Source organism: Polaribacter sp. IC066 (assembly GCF_007997085.1).
Taxonomy (GTDB): domain Bacteria; phylum Bacteroidota; class Bacteroidia; order Flavobacteriales; family Flavobacteriaceae; genus Polaribacter.
This window is the reverse complement of record NZ_VORR01000053.1, coordinates 1-15,713: the sequence shown is the minus strand read 5'-3', so window position 1 is coordinate 15,713 and position 15,713 is coordinate 1. Positions and strand designations below refer to the sequence as shown.

The following is a 15,713-nucleotide window of genomic DNA, read 5'->3' as shown; positions in this document are numbered from 1 at the left end:
TAGTGTATCACAGTCTTTGATTTCGGAAACTAATTATCAATACTATTTTATTTAAAATAAAAAGAATAAATAAGTCAGATTTCGTTTTTAATAACCATTAAAAGTTTAAGTTTTAAAACTAAATACTTATGAATATTGAACATTTATTATACGATTATTTAGTAACAACTGGTCTTACTGAAACAGCAGCGGCATATATAAATATGCTAACCTTACTGATTTTAACAGTGGTAGCTGCATTTTTAGTCCATGCTCTTGTCAGAAAAATTTTATTGCAAGTATTTACAAGTTTTTCGTCAAAAACTAAAACAAATTTCGACGATTTATTAATAAAAAACAAAGCGCCAAGAAATATTGCACATATTATTCCGCTGATTTTTTCTTTAGAATTTACTCCGTTTATTTTCGTCGATTTCCCTTACAGTGAAAATATTGCTCACAAAGGATTGCAAGTGTTTACCATTATTCTTATACTTTGGATTGTTAGAAGCCTTTTAAGAACCATTAAAGATTACTTTAAAACCTTACCAAGTTTAAAGGATAAGCCTATCGATAGTTATATTCAAGTATTTATGATTTTTGCATGGGTAATCGGAATTCTGTCTGCTTTTGCAATTATGACAGGTATTGAGTTTATTAAATTTATTACCACAATTGGTGCGGCTTCTGCGGTAATTATTTTAGTGTTTAAAGACACTATTATGGGTTTTGTTGCTAGTATTCAAATTTCTATCAATGACATGGTGAGAATTGGAGATTGGATAACTTTCGAAAAATATGGTGCAGATGGAGATGTTACCGAAATTAATTTATCTACCGTAAAAGTTCAAAATTTTGATAACACCATTACTACAATTCCTACGTATGCTTTAATTTCTGATTCTTTTAAAAACTGGAGAGGGATGACAGATTCTGGTGGAAGACGTATTAGACGATCTCTAAATATTAAGTTAGATAGTATTCATTATTTATCGAATAAAGAAGTAGAAGATTTTAAAAAAGTGCAGTCTATTAACACCTATCTAGAAACACGTCAGGCAGATATTGATGCACATAATACTAAAAATAACATCAACAAAGAATTGCTTTTAAACGGTAGAAATCTAACCAACATAGGTGTTTTTAGAAAATATGTTGAAACCTATATAGAGAATCATTCTGGTACTAATAAAGAAATGATGATTATGGTGCGCCAGTTAGCACCAGGAACTCAAGGAATTCCTTTAGAAATTTATGCTTTTAGTAGCGATAAACGTTGGAAAAATTACGAATATATTATGTCTGATATTTTTGATCATGTAATTGCTGCAGTCCCTTATTTTAATTTAGAAATTTTTGAATTACCAAGTAATTCGAGTTTTATCAATTTTAAGGATTAAGTACAACTATTTTATTTCGAATGGAACTTCTTGAAACATTTAGGCATATGATCTGATAAGTGGTACAGAACAAAACTCTCTAAATAAAAATTGGATTTGGTAAATCTATAGATTTTTCAAATGGGAACGGACCAAGCTATGGATTATAAACGATTCCAATACTTATTATTTTATTGGAATTATTGTAGCTCAACCTTTTTAAACCTTTTGTCAAAAGTTAATTGTTTTCTTGCAACTACGGTAATTCTTTTTGCCCCGAAATGCTTAAGGTTAATTAAGAAATTATATTTAAGAGGAACAATACAACTTGCCATCTTTAAAACTGCCGCTTCATTATTTTTTACAAAATCATCTCCGATGTATTGTGTTTCAAGAGATGGCGGATGTGTATCCCAATTGCTTGGTAAATCTTTGGTTTTTAATTCTAAAATTTCAATTTCATCAGGAATATCCATCTCAACATAATATCTATCGGTTGGCAAATCTTCACTGAAGTCTAAATGGACTGAAACTTCTAAAATTGCAAGTGTTCGTGATTCAGCCGTGTAAACTAAATACGTGTTGAGACTGTTCCGACGATAGGCTTCTGCTGTTGCTGTTCCAAAACCTTTTAAAGTGGTTTCTAAATATTTCTCTCTCTCAATTCTATATACTCTCATTAAGCCATGTTTCCATATTCAAGTTTATTTATACTGTTTCTAACTCTTTGAATTCCAGTTTACGAATCAAATAGGCTTTCTGGTGAAACACTTCCATGGAAAATATTTGGTTTTTTTGGCCAACTTTGAAACTTCTCTTTTTCATTATTGAAAACCTCTAACCCAAAATCGAGTAATTCTGTAAGAACTAGAACTACTTCACTATCTCTACCCGTAAGTAAATCTTTATCTTTCTTTTTTTTATTATAAGTAGTTTGAGCAACACCCAGTAAGCGCAAAACTTGTTTTATAGGTAAATTCGTTCTCGTGCTTATTACTTCAATTGATGCATAAGGCAATCCACTTCTAATAATACCTAACCTACCCATCTTTGTGATCCAAGCGTATGTACCATCTGCAACCTCTATGGTTCATTTAGGACTTTCATGTCTGCTAGTTGTTGCTCTATGGATACTTTTTTTAGGATATAATGTTTTAGTTCTAAACGTTTGTTTACTTTTTTTTATGCCCATACCAGTATATTTGTTGTAAACATATAGTACATTTTGCTATAATTTAATTATTCTCTTAAATAAGCTCTAAAGCTGTTGCAAGGAATTCCTATCGAACTTACCAAGGCTGTATCTTTTCTACTTTATTTTTTTGTGTACCTTAATTTTAATAATCAACTCTTTTTCAAATTAGCTATCAATGATTCTTTGTTTATTTTTTGAAACTTAACCAAATCAATTATTCTTATAACTGTATTTATATATTAGCGCAAAAAAAAGAATGAACGTTCATTTTTTATGTATATTTGCACCATAAACAAAAAACATGGCAGCACTTCAGAAAAGCATAGACAAAAGAAATTCGCTGATAAAAGCAACAATCGGGTTGGTAAACAACAACGGTTTTCATGCAACACCCATGAGTAAAATTGCTAAAATGGCAAAAGTATCGCCAGCTACAATTTATTTATATTTCGAGAACAAACAAGATTTAGTAAATCAGACCTACATAGAGGTCAAAGCAGCATATACTAATTATGCTTTTGCTACCTACCATAAAAATATGTCTGTAGAACAGGGTTTTGAGATTATTTGGAAACGGATTGCAGATTTTAAACTAAAAGATTCTGAAAACGCAATGTTTTTGGCACAATGTGATAATACCCCAATGATTGATGAAACGAGCAGACAAGAAGGTATAAAACATTTAGAACCACTTTTAGAACTTTGGAATCGTGGTATAGAAGAAGGAATTATTAAACCAATATCAGAATATCTTTTGTATGCGTATGCAATTAATCCGCTTTCATTTTTAATGATGTCAGCACAACGAAGCGCATTTACTTTAGATACAACGCATATAGAAGAAGCATATGTAGCGGCTTGGAACAGTATTAGAGTGATTAAATAAACAATAACAAACAAAAATAAAAATTATAAAAATGGAATTATTAGATAAGTTAAATTGGCGATATGCTGCTAAAGCAATGAATGGTGACAAAGTAGCTGAAGTTAAAATAGAACGTATTTTGGAAGCAGCTCGATTAGCGCCAACATCTAGTGGTTTGCAACCTTTTGAAATTTTTGTGATTAAAAATCAAGAGGTAAAAGAAAAAATTAAACCAATCGCTTGGAATCAATCAGTAGTTACAGATTGCTCTCACCTACTCGTCTTTGCAGCCTGGGATACGTATACTGCAGACAGAATTAATTATATGTTCGATTTAACAAACGAAATTCGTGGCTTTAAAAACGAAGGATGGGAAAATTACCGCCAGATGTTATTAGGCTCGTATCCTCAAAAAGAGGAAGAAGAAAACTTTAATCATGCTGCAAAACAAGCATATATCGCATTTTCTCAAGCTCTAATTGCTGCCGCTTTTGAGGGCGTAGACGCAACTCCTTTAGAAGGTTTTGATGCCGCAGCGGTTGATGAAATTTTAGGTTTGCGAGAAAAAGGATTGCGTAGCGCCGTTTTATTGCCTTTGGGGTATAGAAAAGAAGAAGAAGATTGGTTGGTGAATCTTAAAAAGGTGCGAAAACCAATGACAGATTTAGTGACTGTAATTGAATAATTAGTAAATCATAAAAAATAGAAAGAAGATGAACAATTTTGAATTTAAGAATCCTACCAAAATTATATTTGGAAAAGATTCGATACAAAAATTAGAAAGTGAAATACCAAAGGATGCTAAAGTTTTATTACTGTTTGGTGGCGGAAGTATTAAAAAAAACGGAATTTACGAACAAGTTAAAACTGCTTTATCAAAAGTAACCGTTGTTGAGTTTGGAGGGATTCCTGCAAACCCTGAATATTCAGTTTTAATGGACGCTTTAAAAGTAATTAAAGACGAAAAAATAACCTACCTATTGGCTGTTGGTGGCGGCTCTGTTATTGACGGAACCAAGTTTTTATCTTCTGCTGCTTTATATGAAGGCGATACGCCTTGGGATATTTTAAGTAAAAATATTAAAACCGAAAAAGGAATGCCTTTTGGTACTGTATTGACACTGCCTGCCACAGGTTCTGAAATGAATTCTGGTGCTGTAATTACAAGAAAAGATACCAAAGAAAAACTGTCTATGGGCGGTCCTGGTTTGTTTCCTGTATTCTCAATATTAGATCCTCAAGTAATAAAGTCTATTCCGCAACGTCAATTAGCAAACGGATTAACAGATGCTTTTACGCACGTTTTAGAGCAATATATGACCTACCCTAATGGTGCTTTATTACAAGATCGTTTTGCAGAAAGTATTTTACAAACCATTATAGAAGTGGCTCCAAAGGTTTTAAAAGACCCAACAGATTATAAAGCAGCTTCTAATTTTATGTGGAGTTGTACCATGGCTTTAAACGGATTAATTCAGAAAGGTGTGCCAACAGATTGGGCAATACACGGTATGGGTCATGAGTTAACGGCTTTGTTTGGTATAGACCATGCACGTACTTTAGCAGTGCTTGCTCCTAGCCATTACAAGTTTAATTTTGAAACTAAAAAAGAAAAATTAGCGCAATATGCAGAACGTGTTTGGAATATAACAGAAGGTAGTCTCGAAGAAAAAGCATACGCAGCCATTGATAAAACGGAAGCATTTTTTCATGAATTAGGCATCGATACAAAGTTATCTGAGTATACAAAAGAGTACGAAGGAACTGCTGAAGAAATAGCAAAACGATTTACAGAGCGTGGCTGGTTAGGATTAGGTGAGCATCAATCATTATCACCTGATAAAGTTGAAAAAATAGTAAAAATGTCATACTAATTTCATAGATGAAAATAACTACAATACTAGCGCTTGCGTTCACAATTATTACAGCATCTAGTTGTAATGAAACAAAAAAAGAAACGACTTCTAAAAAAAATTTAGAAGCATTAATAATCAGTAAAAAAGATAAAAAAATGAACATTTTATTTGTATTAACATCTCACGATCAATTAGGAGATACAGGAAATAAAACAGGATTTTGGGTAGAAGAATTTGCAAACCCATATTATACCTTATTAGATAAAGGCGCAACAATTACGATTGCAACTCCAAAAGGTGGTGCTGCACCAATAGATCCAAGTAGTGCTTCACCAGATGCGGCAACAGAAGCAACTGCACGCTATGATAAAGATGCAGATGCAAAACAAAGAATTGCAAACACAAAAGTATTGGCAGATATAAATCCAGAAGATTTTGACGCTGTATTTTATCCAGGAGGTCACGGACCGTTATGGGATTTAGCGAACGATTCAACATCAATTGCTCTAATTGAAAAATTTAACAGTCAACAAAAACCAATTGCTTTTGTATGTCACGCTCCTGCCGCTTTAAAAAGTGTAAAAAATTCAGACGGAACTCCATTAGTGAAAGGTAAAAAAGTTACTGGTTTTACAAATACAGAAGAAGAAGCTGTACAATTAACATCAGTTGTTCCGTTTTTAGTAGAAGATATGCTAAATGAAAATGGCGCTATTTATTCTAAAAAAGAAGATTGGGCGGCTTATGCAATTCAAGATGGTAATTTAATTACAGGTCAAAACCCTGCATCATCAGAGCTTGTAGCTGAAAAGTTATTAGAAAGTTTAAAATAATTTAAACCACTTCGATAAAAAAGGTTGCCCGTTTGGGCAACCTTTTTTATGTTTACTACAAAAAAAAACAAAAAGTACTTCATTTTAATACAAGTATCTGATTGTGTAATAATTAAATAAGCGTACCTTTTTTAGGTTGATAAAATATAAAATCAAACAGTGAAAACAGTTCTTCTATCTAAAAAATTTATGCTTAAAGTTAACAGTTTTTACAATATAAAGTTGGCTTGTGAACTCTCTTTGTTGTAGTTTTTTTGTAATCTTGTTGTGCACTATAAATAGTTAACTTAAAACACACCTTTTGAATTTACTTACTGTATTAACTTGGTTTTCTAGCTTGGCATTTATTTACTTCGGAATAAACTGCTTTTATTCAAAATTTATTATTGATGAGTTTAATCGTTATAAATTGCCAAATTATAGAAGATTAACTGGTTTTCTGCAATTATTTGGTGCGGCGGGTTTATTAATAGGTCTTTATTTTTACCCAATATTACTGCTATTAGCTTCTATTGGATTGTTTTTGTTGATGTTTGCTGGCTTTATAGTACGACTAAAAATTAAGGACAATTTTATAAAATCGTCTCCTTCTTTTACTTTTGCAGTATTAAATTTATTTATCGCTATAAAAGCCTTTTACAAATATTTTTAAATTGTAAAATAAGCAATTGCTACATTCATTATTACAAACAAAAATGCCGGAAATGATTTGTACAATTCGTCTTTAACTTTGAGGTGCATAATAATCGAACCTAATAATAAAGCAGCCAGTCCTGCACTTGCAACTAAAGTTAGTTCTTCAAATTTAATTGAAATCAATAGCATTAAAGCTAAACTTACTTTTAAAAAACCTACTACATAGCAAAAAGACTTCGATAAACCATAATATTCAAATTCCTCGAATATATTTTGAGCATCACCACCTCTCCATTTTGTCGCTTTTTTTGATTGAAGAAGCCAAACATTTAAAATACTGATACCAACAATTACTTTTAATATGATAATGATGTAGTCTATTATATCCATTAATTTTTATTTTAATTAGTTTACACGAAGTTATAAAAATAATTTCATTGCCGGTCGTTAATATCTATCAAACTTGTTTTCATTCGCATTTAAAAGCATTTAGATACGCTTCATTTCTATTTTTTAAGAGCGCATCTAAATTTAGCTCTAAATTAGAATAAGATTGTTAAACTAAAAAAGAATTTTGGTTATTGAGTAACCGCTATTTTTTTAGTGATAGTTTTGTTTCCTGAATAAATTTTTATAAAATACAATCCAGAATTTAGATTTCTTGTAATAAGCTGTTTGGTCGCTTTCGTTTTATTAATCACCAATTGACCTAAAGTATTGTAAAATAATACTTTATCTATTTTTTTCATTTGTTTTAATTGTGATAAAATTTGAGCTAGGATTTGGGTAAACAAAAAACTTGTCAGCAAAAGTATCAACTACACTCAAACTATTATTTTGAAAGATTCTTACATAATCTATGAGCATACTACTTTCTGTAAAATTAGCATTTGGTGTTCCAGAAAAACCACCCATTGCAATATTTAATAACAAGAATTGGTCTTTATCAAATGGCCACGTTCGTTCATTTTTTGGAGAGGGTTTAAAGGTATAATATGCAATATCATCAATTAAAAAAGTAATTTGGTCTGGAGACCAAATCATAGAATATACATGAAAATTTTCTGCTACATTAGGAAGTGTTTTTGTAGCTGTATTTGACGTATTCCCATTTTGATCTAGGGTATGTAAAGCACTGGACACCTCGTTTGTTGCATGTAAGCCATGTTCCATAATATCTATTTCTCCTGTTGCCGGCCAATTGGTTGCACCAAAACATTGGGTTTGCCAATAGGCTCCTGCTTCGTTTACATTTTTACCTAAAGTCCATATTGCAGGCCAAGTTCCTTTACCAAATGGAAGTTTTGCCCTTACATCCATTCTACCATACGTAAATGCATATTTAGAATTTAATCTTGCAGAAGTATAATTTAAAGTTACTCCATTTTGTGTAAAGTTTTCTTTTTTTGCAACAATATGTAAGTTTCCGTTTGACACAAAAGAGTTTTCAATACGATTTGTATAATGTTGTAATTCCTCGTTGTACCATCTGCCGCCATTGGGTCCGTTTGTTTGATGAAACCACTTGTTTGTATCTAAAGCACCATTAGTATTAAATTCATCAGACCATACTAAATCGGTATAAATTACATCCAAAACATTAGGGTCTGTTGCTACCGAACCATCTGAAACATCATCAATTAAATAGGCACCAGCAGTAGTTGTTCCTTCATCTATCACGATAACTAATCTAGAATACATGCCGGTTGCGCTTACATTCGTTCCGTTTAAAATGTAGTTTGCGTTTTTAAAATCGAAACTAATTGTTTTCCAATTAGAAGGACTTGGAACTGTAAATGATTTTTTAATTTCTACACCAGGGTTTGTTCCGTTTTCTAACTTTAAAAGAATGTTATGAGGATTGGGATCAAAAGAATAAAAAGATAACGTTATTTTTTGTTCAATATCTAAATCAACAGCAACATCTAAATAAAAACCTTGTCCGGCATTTGTACCATCATTATAAAATTGACCAACCCCACCAGTATTGCCATTTGAATCGTTTCGTGTTGAAAAGCCTGAACCATTAAACGGAATAAAACTATCTGCAGTTTCAGAGAAATCAAGTGGCATTTGCTGACTGTTTATTAAAGACGACATAAATAACAGTAAAAATACAACAATGTAATTTAATTTCATAAGATATTGTTTGGAGCAAAAATACTGATTACCCTAATAGTTGCCTCTATAAGTTACCATACAATACCCATACAAAATTAAAATATTGCTTCTTTTAAGCACTTTTTTAATGATTCTGTTGTGAAATTGTACGTATTTCCTTGGTTTTATTTTTTTAAAAAATAATGGAATAATGCAATTCCACAATACTTCAAAAAACTATCTTCGCGCGCTCTATGTGGATGTATTTAGGATTATTATCAGCACTTTTTTTAGGACTACACAGTTTGTGTAAAAAACATGCAGTACAAGGAAATGAAGTGTTACCCGTACTTTTAGGCGCACTATTGTCTGGTTTCTTATTGTTTATTCCTCTTTATATTATTTCTATATATGATTCTGAATATACCAAACAAATTGGTTTTTACATCACTCCTATTTCATGGCAAACGCATGGTTTTATAGGTGTAAAATCGATGATTATGACGGGCTCTTGGGTTTTGGCATATCAAGCGTTAAAACATTTGCCAATTACCATTGTAACTCCAATACGTTCTGCAGGTCCGTTTTTTACATTTATTGGAGCAATTTTTATTTATGATGAAAATCCTACTTCATTGCAATGGATTGGTTTTTTTCTAATCATTTTTTCTGTCTTATTATATTCTAAAATCGGAAAAAGGGAAGGCATTAACTTTAAAAGAAATAAATGGATTTTTGCCATCATTGGTGCTACTTTTTTAGGAGCTTCTAGTGGTTTATATGATAAATTTTTAATTCAGACTTTGGCTTTAAATCCGCAAACCTTGCAATTTTGGTTTTGTTGGTATACAATTTTAATTCTACTGGTTATTTTATCGATCACTTGGTTTCCTTATCCGAAGAAAAGAAAAGATTTTACATTTCGTTGGACGATTATTGCCGTCGGAGTTCTATTACAAACTGCAGATTATTTTTATTTTAAGGCCTTAGAAGATCCAGATGCTTTGATCATGTTATTATCGGCAATTAAAAGAAGTCAAATTTTAATTGCTGTTGTTATTGGCGGTTTGATCTTTAAGGAACAAAATAAACGTAAAAAATTAATTCCTTTAGGTGGTATTATGGTTGGAGTATTTTTAATTTTATACTCTTAAAAACGCATTTTTTTTTATTATCAAGTTAATTAGTGAAAATTAATTATCTGAATCCTTATATTTGTTATTTAAACAATTAGCATCTTAAAAAGTGGAACAAATAAAAGCATATTTAGATAAAACGGCTGCCATATCTAAAGTTGATTGGGATTTTTTTACATCAAAACTACAGCGTCATGTTATTCCGAAAAAAACGGTCTTTTTAAAGATTAATGAGATAGAAAACCGAATTTCTTTTATTGAATCTGGTGTTGTGCGCTTATTTATACCAAAAGAAAATCCTGAAAAAGAAATTACTTTTGGCTTCAGTTTTAAGGATCAATTTATTAGTGCTTATGATTCTTTTTTAAGACAAAAACCGTCTCTATATCAGTTGCAAACACTAACCGAAACTACACTTTTAAGTATTACGTACGCAGATTTACAAGAAGTTTATAAAACAACTCAAATTGGTAATTTAATTGGTAGATTAACGGCAGAACGTCTTTTTTTGATCAAATCTAAACGAGAACAAAATTTGTTAAATCTTTCAGCAGAAGAGCGTTACAAAAGGTTATTTAAAGAACGACCAGAACTTTTAAAAGTGATTCCGCTAAAATATATTAGTTCTTACATTGGTGTTACAGCCCAAGCGTTAAGCCGTATAAGAAAACGTGTTTAATTGATTTAGATTCATTGTTTGTTTAACAATATCCCATTATCTTTGTACAAAAAAACAAATGACTATAATAATTTTTATATTGGCTCTTTGGTACGGAGGTTTATTTTTTCAATCTTTCTTTTTACATCGCTATGCGGCGCATCAGGTTTTTACAATGTCTAAAGTGATGGAGCGTATTACTTTTGTTTTAACATGGATTTTTCAAGGTTCTAGTTATTTAAGTGCGTATGGATATGGTATTATGCACAGAATGCACCATGCCTATACAGATACTGAAAAAGATCCTCACTCGCCATCTCATGATCCAAATTTATTTGCGATGATGTGGAAAACAAAAACAATTTACCAAGATATTAATGAACAAAACATCGTTGTCGATAAAAAGTTTACTAAAAATGTTCCGCAATGGAAAGCATTTGATTCTTTTGCAAGTTCTCGTTTCTCTAGAGTACTTTGGATTGCATTTTATATCGGATTTTTTGCTTACTTTACTACAGCTTTATGGCAATGGGCTTTATTACCCATAGCACTTTTAATGGCGCCAATTCATGGTGTAATTATCAATTGGTTTGGTCATATTTATGGTTACGTAAATTATAAAATGAAAAATACGAGTAAAAACCTCTTTCATTTTGATTTTTTAATGATGGGCGAAGGATATCATAATAATCATCATAAACATGCTAGTAGCGCTAACTTTGGTGTTAAATGGCATGAAGTTGATATCACGTATTTAATTATAAAAGTTTTAGATTTCTTTAAAATTATAAAGTTAAAAGCTATACCAATAAAAAGCTAGCCTTTATAATTTTAATATATTTATTAGCAAAAAAAATCTCTCGAAACTTCGGGAGATTTTTTTATTTGTGAAAATCAATTTTGAAAAATAGCAACGCTGTGAATTCAAAATTATAAGTTAACCCAGCTTGTACGATAGGCAGCCTAATCTCACTCCATGTTCTGAACCTGCCTTTCTGGTAAACAGGCTTGTTTAAGTGTTTGGTTTTTGGATTTAATATCCTGTTCGTTATGCATCGAAATATTAAAAGCTTATTCTTTTTTGATGTTTCGATGGGACCTCTTAAAAATTGTTCTATGAACAACCTTGAGGCAGAGCCATCGAAGTATCAAGCGGAAAAAAACCTTATTTTCAGTTTGATAAAACCTAGGGCTCAAACTTTCATCTTGACCCCCGACGTAGAGCATCGGGGATTTCTATCGATTAAACAATTTTTGAAAATTTAGTTGTTTCTCTTTGAACTTTCTACTTACTGCTACTTACAAAGTTATTTTATCAGCTAAAAATTTGGTGTTTGGAAACACAGAAATACTATTTTAAACGGTATAAATACGAACTTTCTTCTTTTTTAAACGAGAATTATTCAATTTCTCTACCAATCCGTGCGCTAAACTTAAAGGAACAGCGACAAAAGCACAATCTTGTTTTAATTCGATATCTCCTATTTGATCTTTGGTCAATTTTCCTTGTTTGATAAACAAACCTGCAATATCTCCTTTAGAAACTTTGTCTTTTCTTCCGCCAGAAATAAATAACGTTTCCCAGTAGGGCGCTTCTCTTTCCGCTTGTTTAGAAATATCTATTACTTGCGGATTTTTAATAAAATCTGGTAAAGTTTCATCTTTCCATTTTATTACAAACGCAGTTCCTTTTGCTGAAACTCTTGCTGTTCGGCCATTTCTGTGGGTAAACTCTTCAACTTCTCTTGGTAATTCGTAGTGAATTATATAATTCATTTCAGGAACATCAATTCCTCTTGCTGCTAAATCTGTTGCAATTAAAATTTGATTGGTTCCGTTTCTAAACTTTATCAAAGAACGTTCTCTATCTTTTTGCTCCATGCCACCGCTAAAACAACCATGTCTGATGTTTTTACTTTCTAAAAAAGTACTCACATTGTTGATGCTATCTTTTAGATTACAGAAAATAATTCCTTGCTGATTTCCTAAATGATTTAGTAAATGTAATAAGGTATTTAACTTGTTTTTTGCAGGAGAAATTACTGCTCTAATCAACAATTTAGAAGTTGTTGCTTTTAAGTAATTTACCGTGTTGGGTTTTGTTAAACCAACAAATTCAGGAATCTCAACTCCCTGGGTTGCAGACGTTAATATTCGTTTATCTAAAGCTATTAATTGATTAATGATTCCTCTCATTTCATACTCAAAACCAACTTCTAAAGACTTATCAAACTCATCTAAAATTAATGTTTTTATAAAATCTTTAGAGAATCTTTCATTGGCAAAATGATCTGCAACTCTACCTGGAGTTCCTATTAAAATGGCAGGAACATGCTTTAATTCTATTTTGTCTTTAGACATCGGTCTGCCTCCATAAACTGCATTTACTTTATAGCCAGAACCCATAGAACGAATTACTTGTTCTATTTGAATAGCTAATTCTCTTGAAGGCACCAAAATTAAAGCTTGCACTTCTTCTATCGTAGGATCTAATCTTTTTAATAATGGTAAAGAAAAAGCCAATGTTTTTCCTGTTCCTGTTGGTGATAATAGAATTACGTTATCATTTTTATAAATGGTAGCAATTGCCTCTTCTTGCATCTGATTTAGTTGACTAATATTCAGTTTTTCTAAAATCTCTTCTTGCCCTTTGATGTGATTTGCCATAATTATTGCTAAAATTTTACGCTATTTATATTCTTAATTTTGAGTACTCTATATTTCTAAAAGCTACTATTTTCTTTGCGGTAACAAAAGTCGATGAATAAATCTTAACTTTTCTATAATTGCAGGTGAAATTACAAAAGGATACACATCTGGCACTCCCATTGCCCTATTCATACTATTTACGGCAAATGATAAGGGAACACATGTTTGTACAATCTTATCAAAATTTTCTATTTTATAAGGATCAAAAGAAACTCTTGTCTTTAAAGTTTGGTTTTTGCCAGTTGGTTTTACGCTAATTCTAAAAAAGTAAGCCGTTTCTACCATATCCATAATATGTAAATAATGCGCCCAAGTTTCTGCCCAATCTTCCCAAGAATGAGACGTGGCATATTTACTAATAAAAGATTTTTGCCAATCTTTAGGAGCTCCTTTTTTATAATATTCTTTTAAGGCATCTCCATAATTTTTTTCTTCATTGCCAAAAATAGTTCTGTACGCGGCTAAATTTTCTGGATTATTTCTAATTAATCTTTCCCAAAAATAATGCCCAACCTCATGCCTTAAATGCCCAACTAATGTTCTATAAGGTTCAGAAAATTGTTTGCGTGCTTTTTCTCTTAACACAGAATTGGCCTCACTAATTAAAATAGTAATAATGCCATTTGCATGTCCGGTCATTAACTTTGGGTTATTTAGTTTTGCAACAAAATCAAAACATAAACCAATTTCATCATGATCCATTTTATTAGGCAAAGGCAACCCTATTTTCTGCAATTGGTAAATTAAACGATGTTTTGCAATTTCAAGGTGCGTCCAATTTTCAAAATTATCTGCATCCGCAAGTTTAGGAATTGTTCTATTTAATTGGCAGGCAGTGCAATACTCTTCTAGAGACTCTTTTTCTAAAAGCCAATTACAAACTTCATATTCTTTATTTTTACAAAACTTATATTCAATACCTTCTCTATCTGAAATAAGTTTTTCACCAACAGCAGCAAACGTAAGCATTTTACGATTTTCCGCTCTAAAACCAGATACATGACCACAATTATCACATTCTACGTTTTCAAAATAAATGGAATGGTTGCAGTAACCACACTGAAATATTTTCATAATTATAATACTCTTTTGCGAGCCGCAAATTTAGTCTAATTAACCGAACAATTTTCTGAAAAAAAACTGCAGTTTTATGGATTTTTTTCAGAAAACACTTGAAATTCTAGAAGCTGTCTTTAAAGTTTAAAATTACCAATCTATCGGAAAATAATCTTTTAAAAATTTCCCCGACCAATGTTTTCCTGAATTAATTCCGTCAATTAAAGGATCCATTACTCTTGCTGCGCCGTCAACAATATCTAAAGGTGGTTGAAAATCGTGTACTTCTTCTTTCTTTTTTGATAATTCAGCAGGATCTTCATCGGTAACCCAACCTGTATCAACAGCATTCATATAAATCCCTTTCTTTTCAAACGTTGCTGATGAAGTATGTGTTCACATATTTAAAACAGCTTTTGCCATATTTGTGTGCGTATGTCGGTCTACTTTTTTAAATCGGTGAAATTTCCCCTCCATGGCAGAAACATTAATAATATGTTTTTTACCAGTGTTTTTCTCCATCATTAAATTTGACAAACGATTACACAATACAAAAGGTGCAACAGCATTTACTAACTGAACTTCTACCATTTCTGTAGTTTCAATTTCCCCCAATCTTAAGCGCCAACTATTCGTTTTTCTTAAATCTACTTGTTGCAAATCTGCATCTAATTTTCCTTCAGGAAAAACTTCTGCAGTTTGCAGTGAATTGTCAAAACTATACGGAATTTGAGATAATTCTGCCGAGTTTCGCAGTCCGATTCCTGGTTCTGGTCCATGCCAAGTTACAGGCAACACATTATTTTTACTTGTTTTTATGGATGAAATACTTAAATCTGATATTTCTTTTAAACATTCTTGATGATTCTCTAGTAATTGTTGCGCTAATTTAGGAAGCTGGTTACTTGGTGTTTTCTCATTCTCCATTAAATGCGCATAAAATCCGGATGGTCTTCTTACGGTTTGGGCTGCATTGTTGATTAAAATATCTAAGCGATCATATTTTTGCTCAATATAATTGCAAAAAATCTCTACACTTGGTATATGTCTTAAATCTAATCCGTGGATATACTCAATACATTTAGGTTTTCGGGAACATAAAATTTCATGGTCTAATTATTGATATTAAATTACTGTTTTTCAGTTATTTAAGCACTATATTTTTGTTATTTTGAGTAATATTTAGTATCTTTATATTGTTGATATTCAGATGTATGACTATAAAATTATCACAAGAAGAGAAAATTACAATTAAACAATTACACCGTAATTGTAAACAAAGAAAACATGCCGATAAACTAAAAGCTATTC

16 protein-coding genes and 1 pseudogene are annotated in these 15,713 nt (G+C 31.4%); 9 read left to right on the top strand and 8 right to left on the bottom strand.

Annotation, left to right across the window (positions count from 1 at the left end):
* The first annotated feature begins 128 nt into the window (after nt 1-128).
* Nucleotides 129-1,379, top strand: a complete 1,251-nt coding sequence (locus tag ES044_RS15115) for a mechanosensitive ion channel family protein (RefSeq protein WP_147120164.1) — start codon at nt 129-131, stop codon at nt 1,377-1,379.
* Nucleotides 1,380-1,558: 179 nt separating this feature from the next.
* Here the strand turns inward: ES044_RS15115 and ES044_RS15110 are convergent, their stop codons facing one another.
* Both ES044_RS15110 and ES044_RS15105 read right to left on the bottom strand, forming a co-directional pair.
* Nucleotides 1,559-2,038: an RES family NAD+ phosphorylase gene (locus ES044_RS15110; RefSeq protein WP_147120163.1), complete on the bottom strand. Its 480-nt coding sequence runs from the start codon at nt 2,036-2,038 to the stop codon at nt 1,559-1,561.
* A 59-nt stretch (nt 2,039-2,097) separates the two neighbouring features.
* The gene (locus ES044_RS15105; RefSeq protein WP_223269230.1) at nt 2,098-2,406 is read right to left on the bottom strand and encodes an antitoxin Xre-like helix-turn-helix domain-containing protein; all 309 of its coding nucleotides are present in this window, start codon (nt 2,404-2,406) and stop codon (nt 2,098-2,100) included.
* Between the two features lie 448 nt (nt 2,407-2,854).
* On the opposite strand from ES044_RS15105, the gene ES044_RS15100 reads away from it, so the two are divergent.
* From ES044_RS15100 to ES044_RS15080, 5 genes are all read left to right on the top strand, one after another.
* Nucleotides 2,855-3,439 carry a TetR/AcrR family transcriptional regulator gene (locus tag ES044_RS15100; RefSeq protein WP_147120162.1) on the top strand — a complete coding sequence of 195 codons (585 nt, stop codon included), beginning with the start codon at nt 2,855-2,857 and terminating at the stop codon, nt 3,437-3,439.
* 31 nt (nt 3,440-3,470) lie between these two features.
* A complete protein-coding gene (locus tag ES044_RS15095; RefSeq protein ID WP_147120161.1) occupies nt 3,471-4,103 on the top strand; it encodes an NAD(P)H-dependent oxidoreductase in 633 nt (210 codons plus the stop codon).
* Between the two features lie 28 nt (nt 4,104-4,131).
* Nucleotides 4,132-5,292, top strand: coding sequence for an iron-containing alcohol dehydrogenase (locus ES044_RS15090; RefSeq protein WP_147120160.1), 1,161 nt, complete (start codon nt 4,132-4,134; stop codon nt 5,290-5,292).
* A gap of 8 nt (nt 5,293-5,300) precedes the next feature.
* A complete protein-coding gene (locus ES044_RS15085) occupies nt 5,301-6,107 on the top strand; it encodes a type 1 glutamine amidotransferase domain-containing protein (protein ID WP_189663308.1) in 807 nt (268 codons plus the stop codon).
* A gap of 301 nt (nt 6,108-6,408) precedes the next feature.
* On the top strand, nt 6,409-6,759 hold the full coding sequence (locus ES044_RS15080; protein WP_147120159.1) for a DoxX family protein: 351 nt from the start codon (nt 6,409-6,411) through the stop codon (nt 6,757-6,759).
* Here the strand turns inward: ES044_RS15080 and ES044_RS15075 are convergent.
* The 3 genes from ES044_RS15075 to ES044_RS15070 form a co-directional block, all read right to left on the bottom strand.
* Nucleotides 6,756-7,133: a DoxX family protein gene (locus ES044_RS15075; RefSeq protein ID WP_147120158.1), complete on the bottom strand. Its 378-nt coding sequence runs from the start codon at nt 7,131-7,133 to the stop codon at nt 6,756-6,758. The genes ES044_RS15080 and ES044_RS15075 overlap by 4 nt on opposite strands.
* A 188-nt stretch (nt 7,134-7,321) precedes the next feature.
* Nucleotides 7,322-7,492, bottom strand: a complete 171-nt coding sequence (locus tag ES044_RS19035; RefSeq protein ID WP_223269229.1) for a T9SS type A sorting domain-containing protein — start codon at nt 7,490-7,492, stop codon at nt 7,322-7,324.
* Nucleotides 7,476-8,882 (bottom strand): family 16 glycosylhydrolase, encoded by a 1,407-nt coding sequence (locus ES044_RS15070; RefSeq protein ID WP_223269228.1) that lies wholly within the window; start codon nt 8,880-8,882, stop codon nt 7,476-7,478. The genes ES044_RS19035 and ES044_RS15070 overlap by 17 nt, the downstream gene beginning before the upstream one ends.
* 215 nt (nt 8,883-9,097) lie before the next feature.
* Between ES044_RS15070 and ES044_RS15065 the strand changes: the two genes are divergently transcribed.
* The 3 genes from ES044_RS15065 to ES044_RS15055 all read left to right on the top strand — a co-directional run bounded on the left by ES044_RS15065 (nt 9,098) and on the right by ES044_RS15055 (nt 11,457).
* The gene (locus ES044_RS15065) at nt 9,098-9,997 is read left to right on the top strand and encodes a DMT family transporter (RefSeq protein ID WP_147120157.1); all 900 of its coding nucleotides are present in this window, start codon (nt 9,098-9,100) and stop codon (nt 9,995-9,997) included.
* A gap of 91 nt (nt 9,998-10,088) precedes the next feature.
* Nucleotides 10,089-10,658, top strand: a complete 570-nt coding sequence (locus ES044_RS15060; RefSeq protein ID WP_147120156.1) for a Crp/Fnr family transcriptional regulator — start codon at nt 10,089-10,091, stop codon at nt 10,656-10,658.
* Between the two features lie 58 nt (nt 10,659-10,716).
* Entirely contained in the window at nt 10,717-11,457 is a 741-nt protein-coding gene (locus ES044_RS15055) for an acyl-CoA desaturase (protein ID WP_147120155.1), read from the top strand.
* Between the two features lie 536 nt (nt 11,458-11,993).
* On the opposite strand, the gene ES044_RS15050 is transcribed toward ES044_RS15055, so the two are convergent.
* The 3 genes and pseudogenes from ES044_RS15050 to ES044_RS15040 form a co-directional block, all read right to left on the bottom strand.
* On the bottom strand, nt 11,994-13,304 hold the full coding sequence (locus tag ES044_RS15050) for a DEAD/DEAH box helicase (RefSeq protein ID WP_147120154.1): 1,311 nt from the start codon (nt 13,302-13,304) through the stop codon (nt 11,994-11,996).
* 66 nt (nt 13,305-13,370) lie between these two features.
* Nucleotides 13,371-14,420 (bottom strand): putative zinc-binding metallopeptidase, encoded by a 1,050-nt coding sequence (locus ES044_RS15045; protein WP_147120153.1) that lies wholly within the window; start codon nt 14,418-14,420, stop codon nt 13,371-13,373.
* A 132-nt stretch (nt 14,421-14,552) separates the two neighbouring features.
* Nucleotides 14,553-15,470: pseudogene (locus ES044_RS15040) on the bottom strand (SDR family oxidoreductase); the annotation flags it as partial.
* Nucleotides 15,471-15,713: the final 243 nt, after the last annotated feature.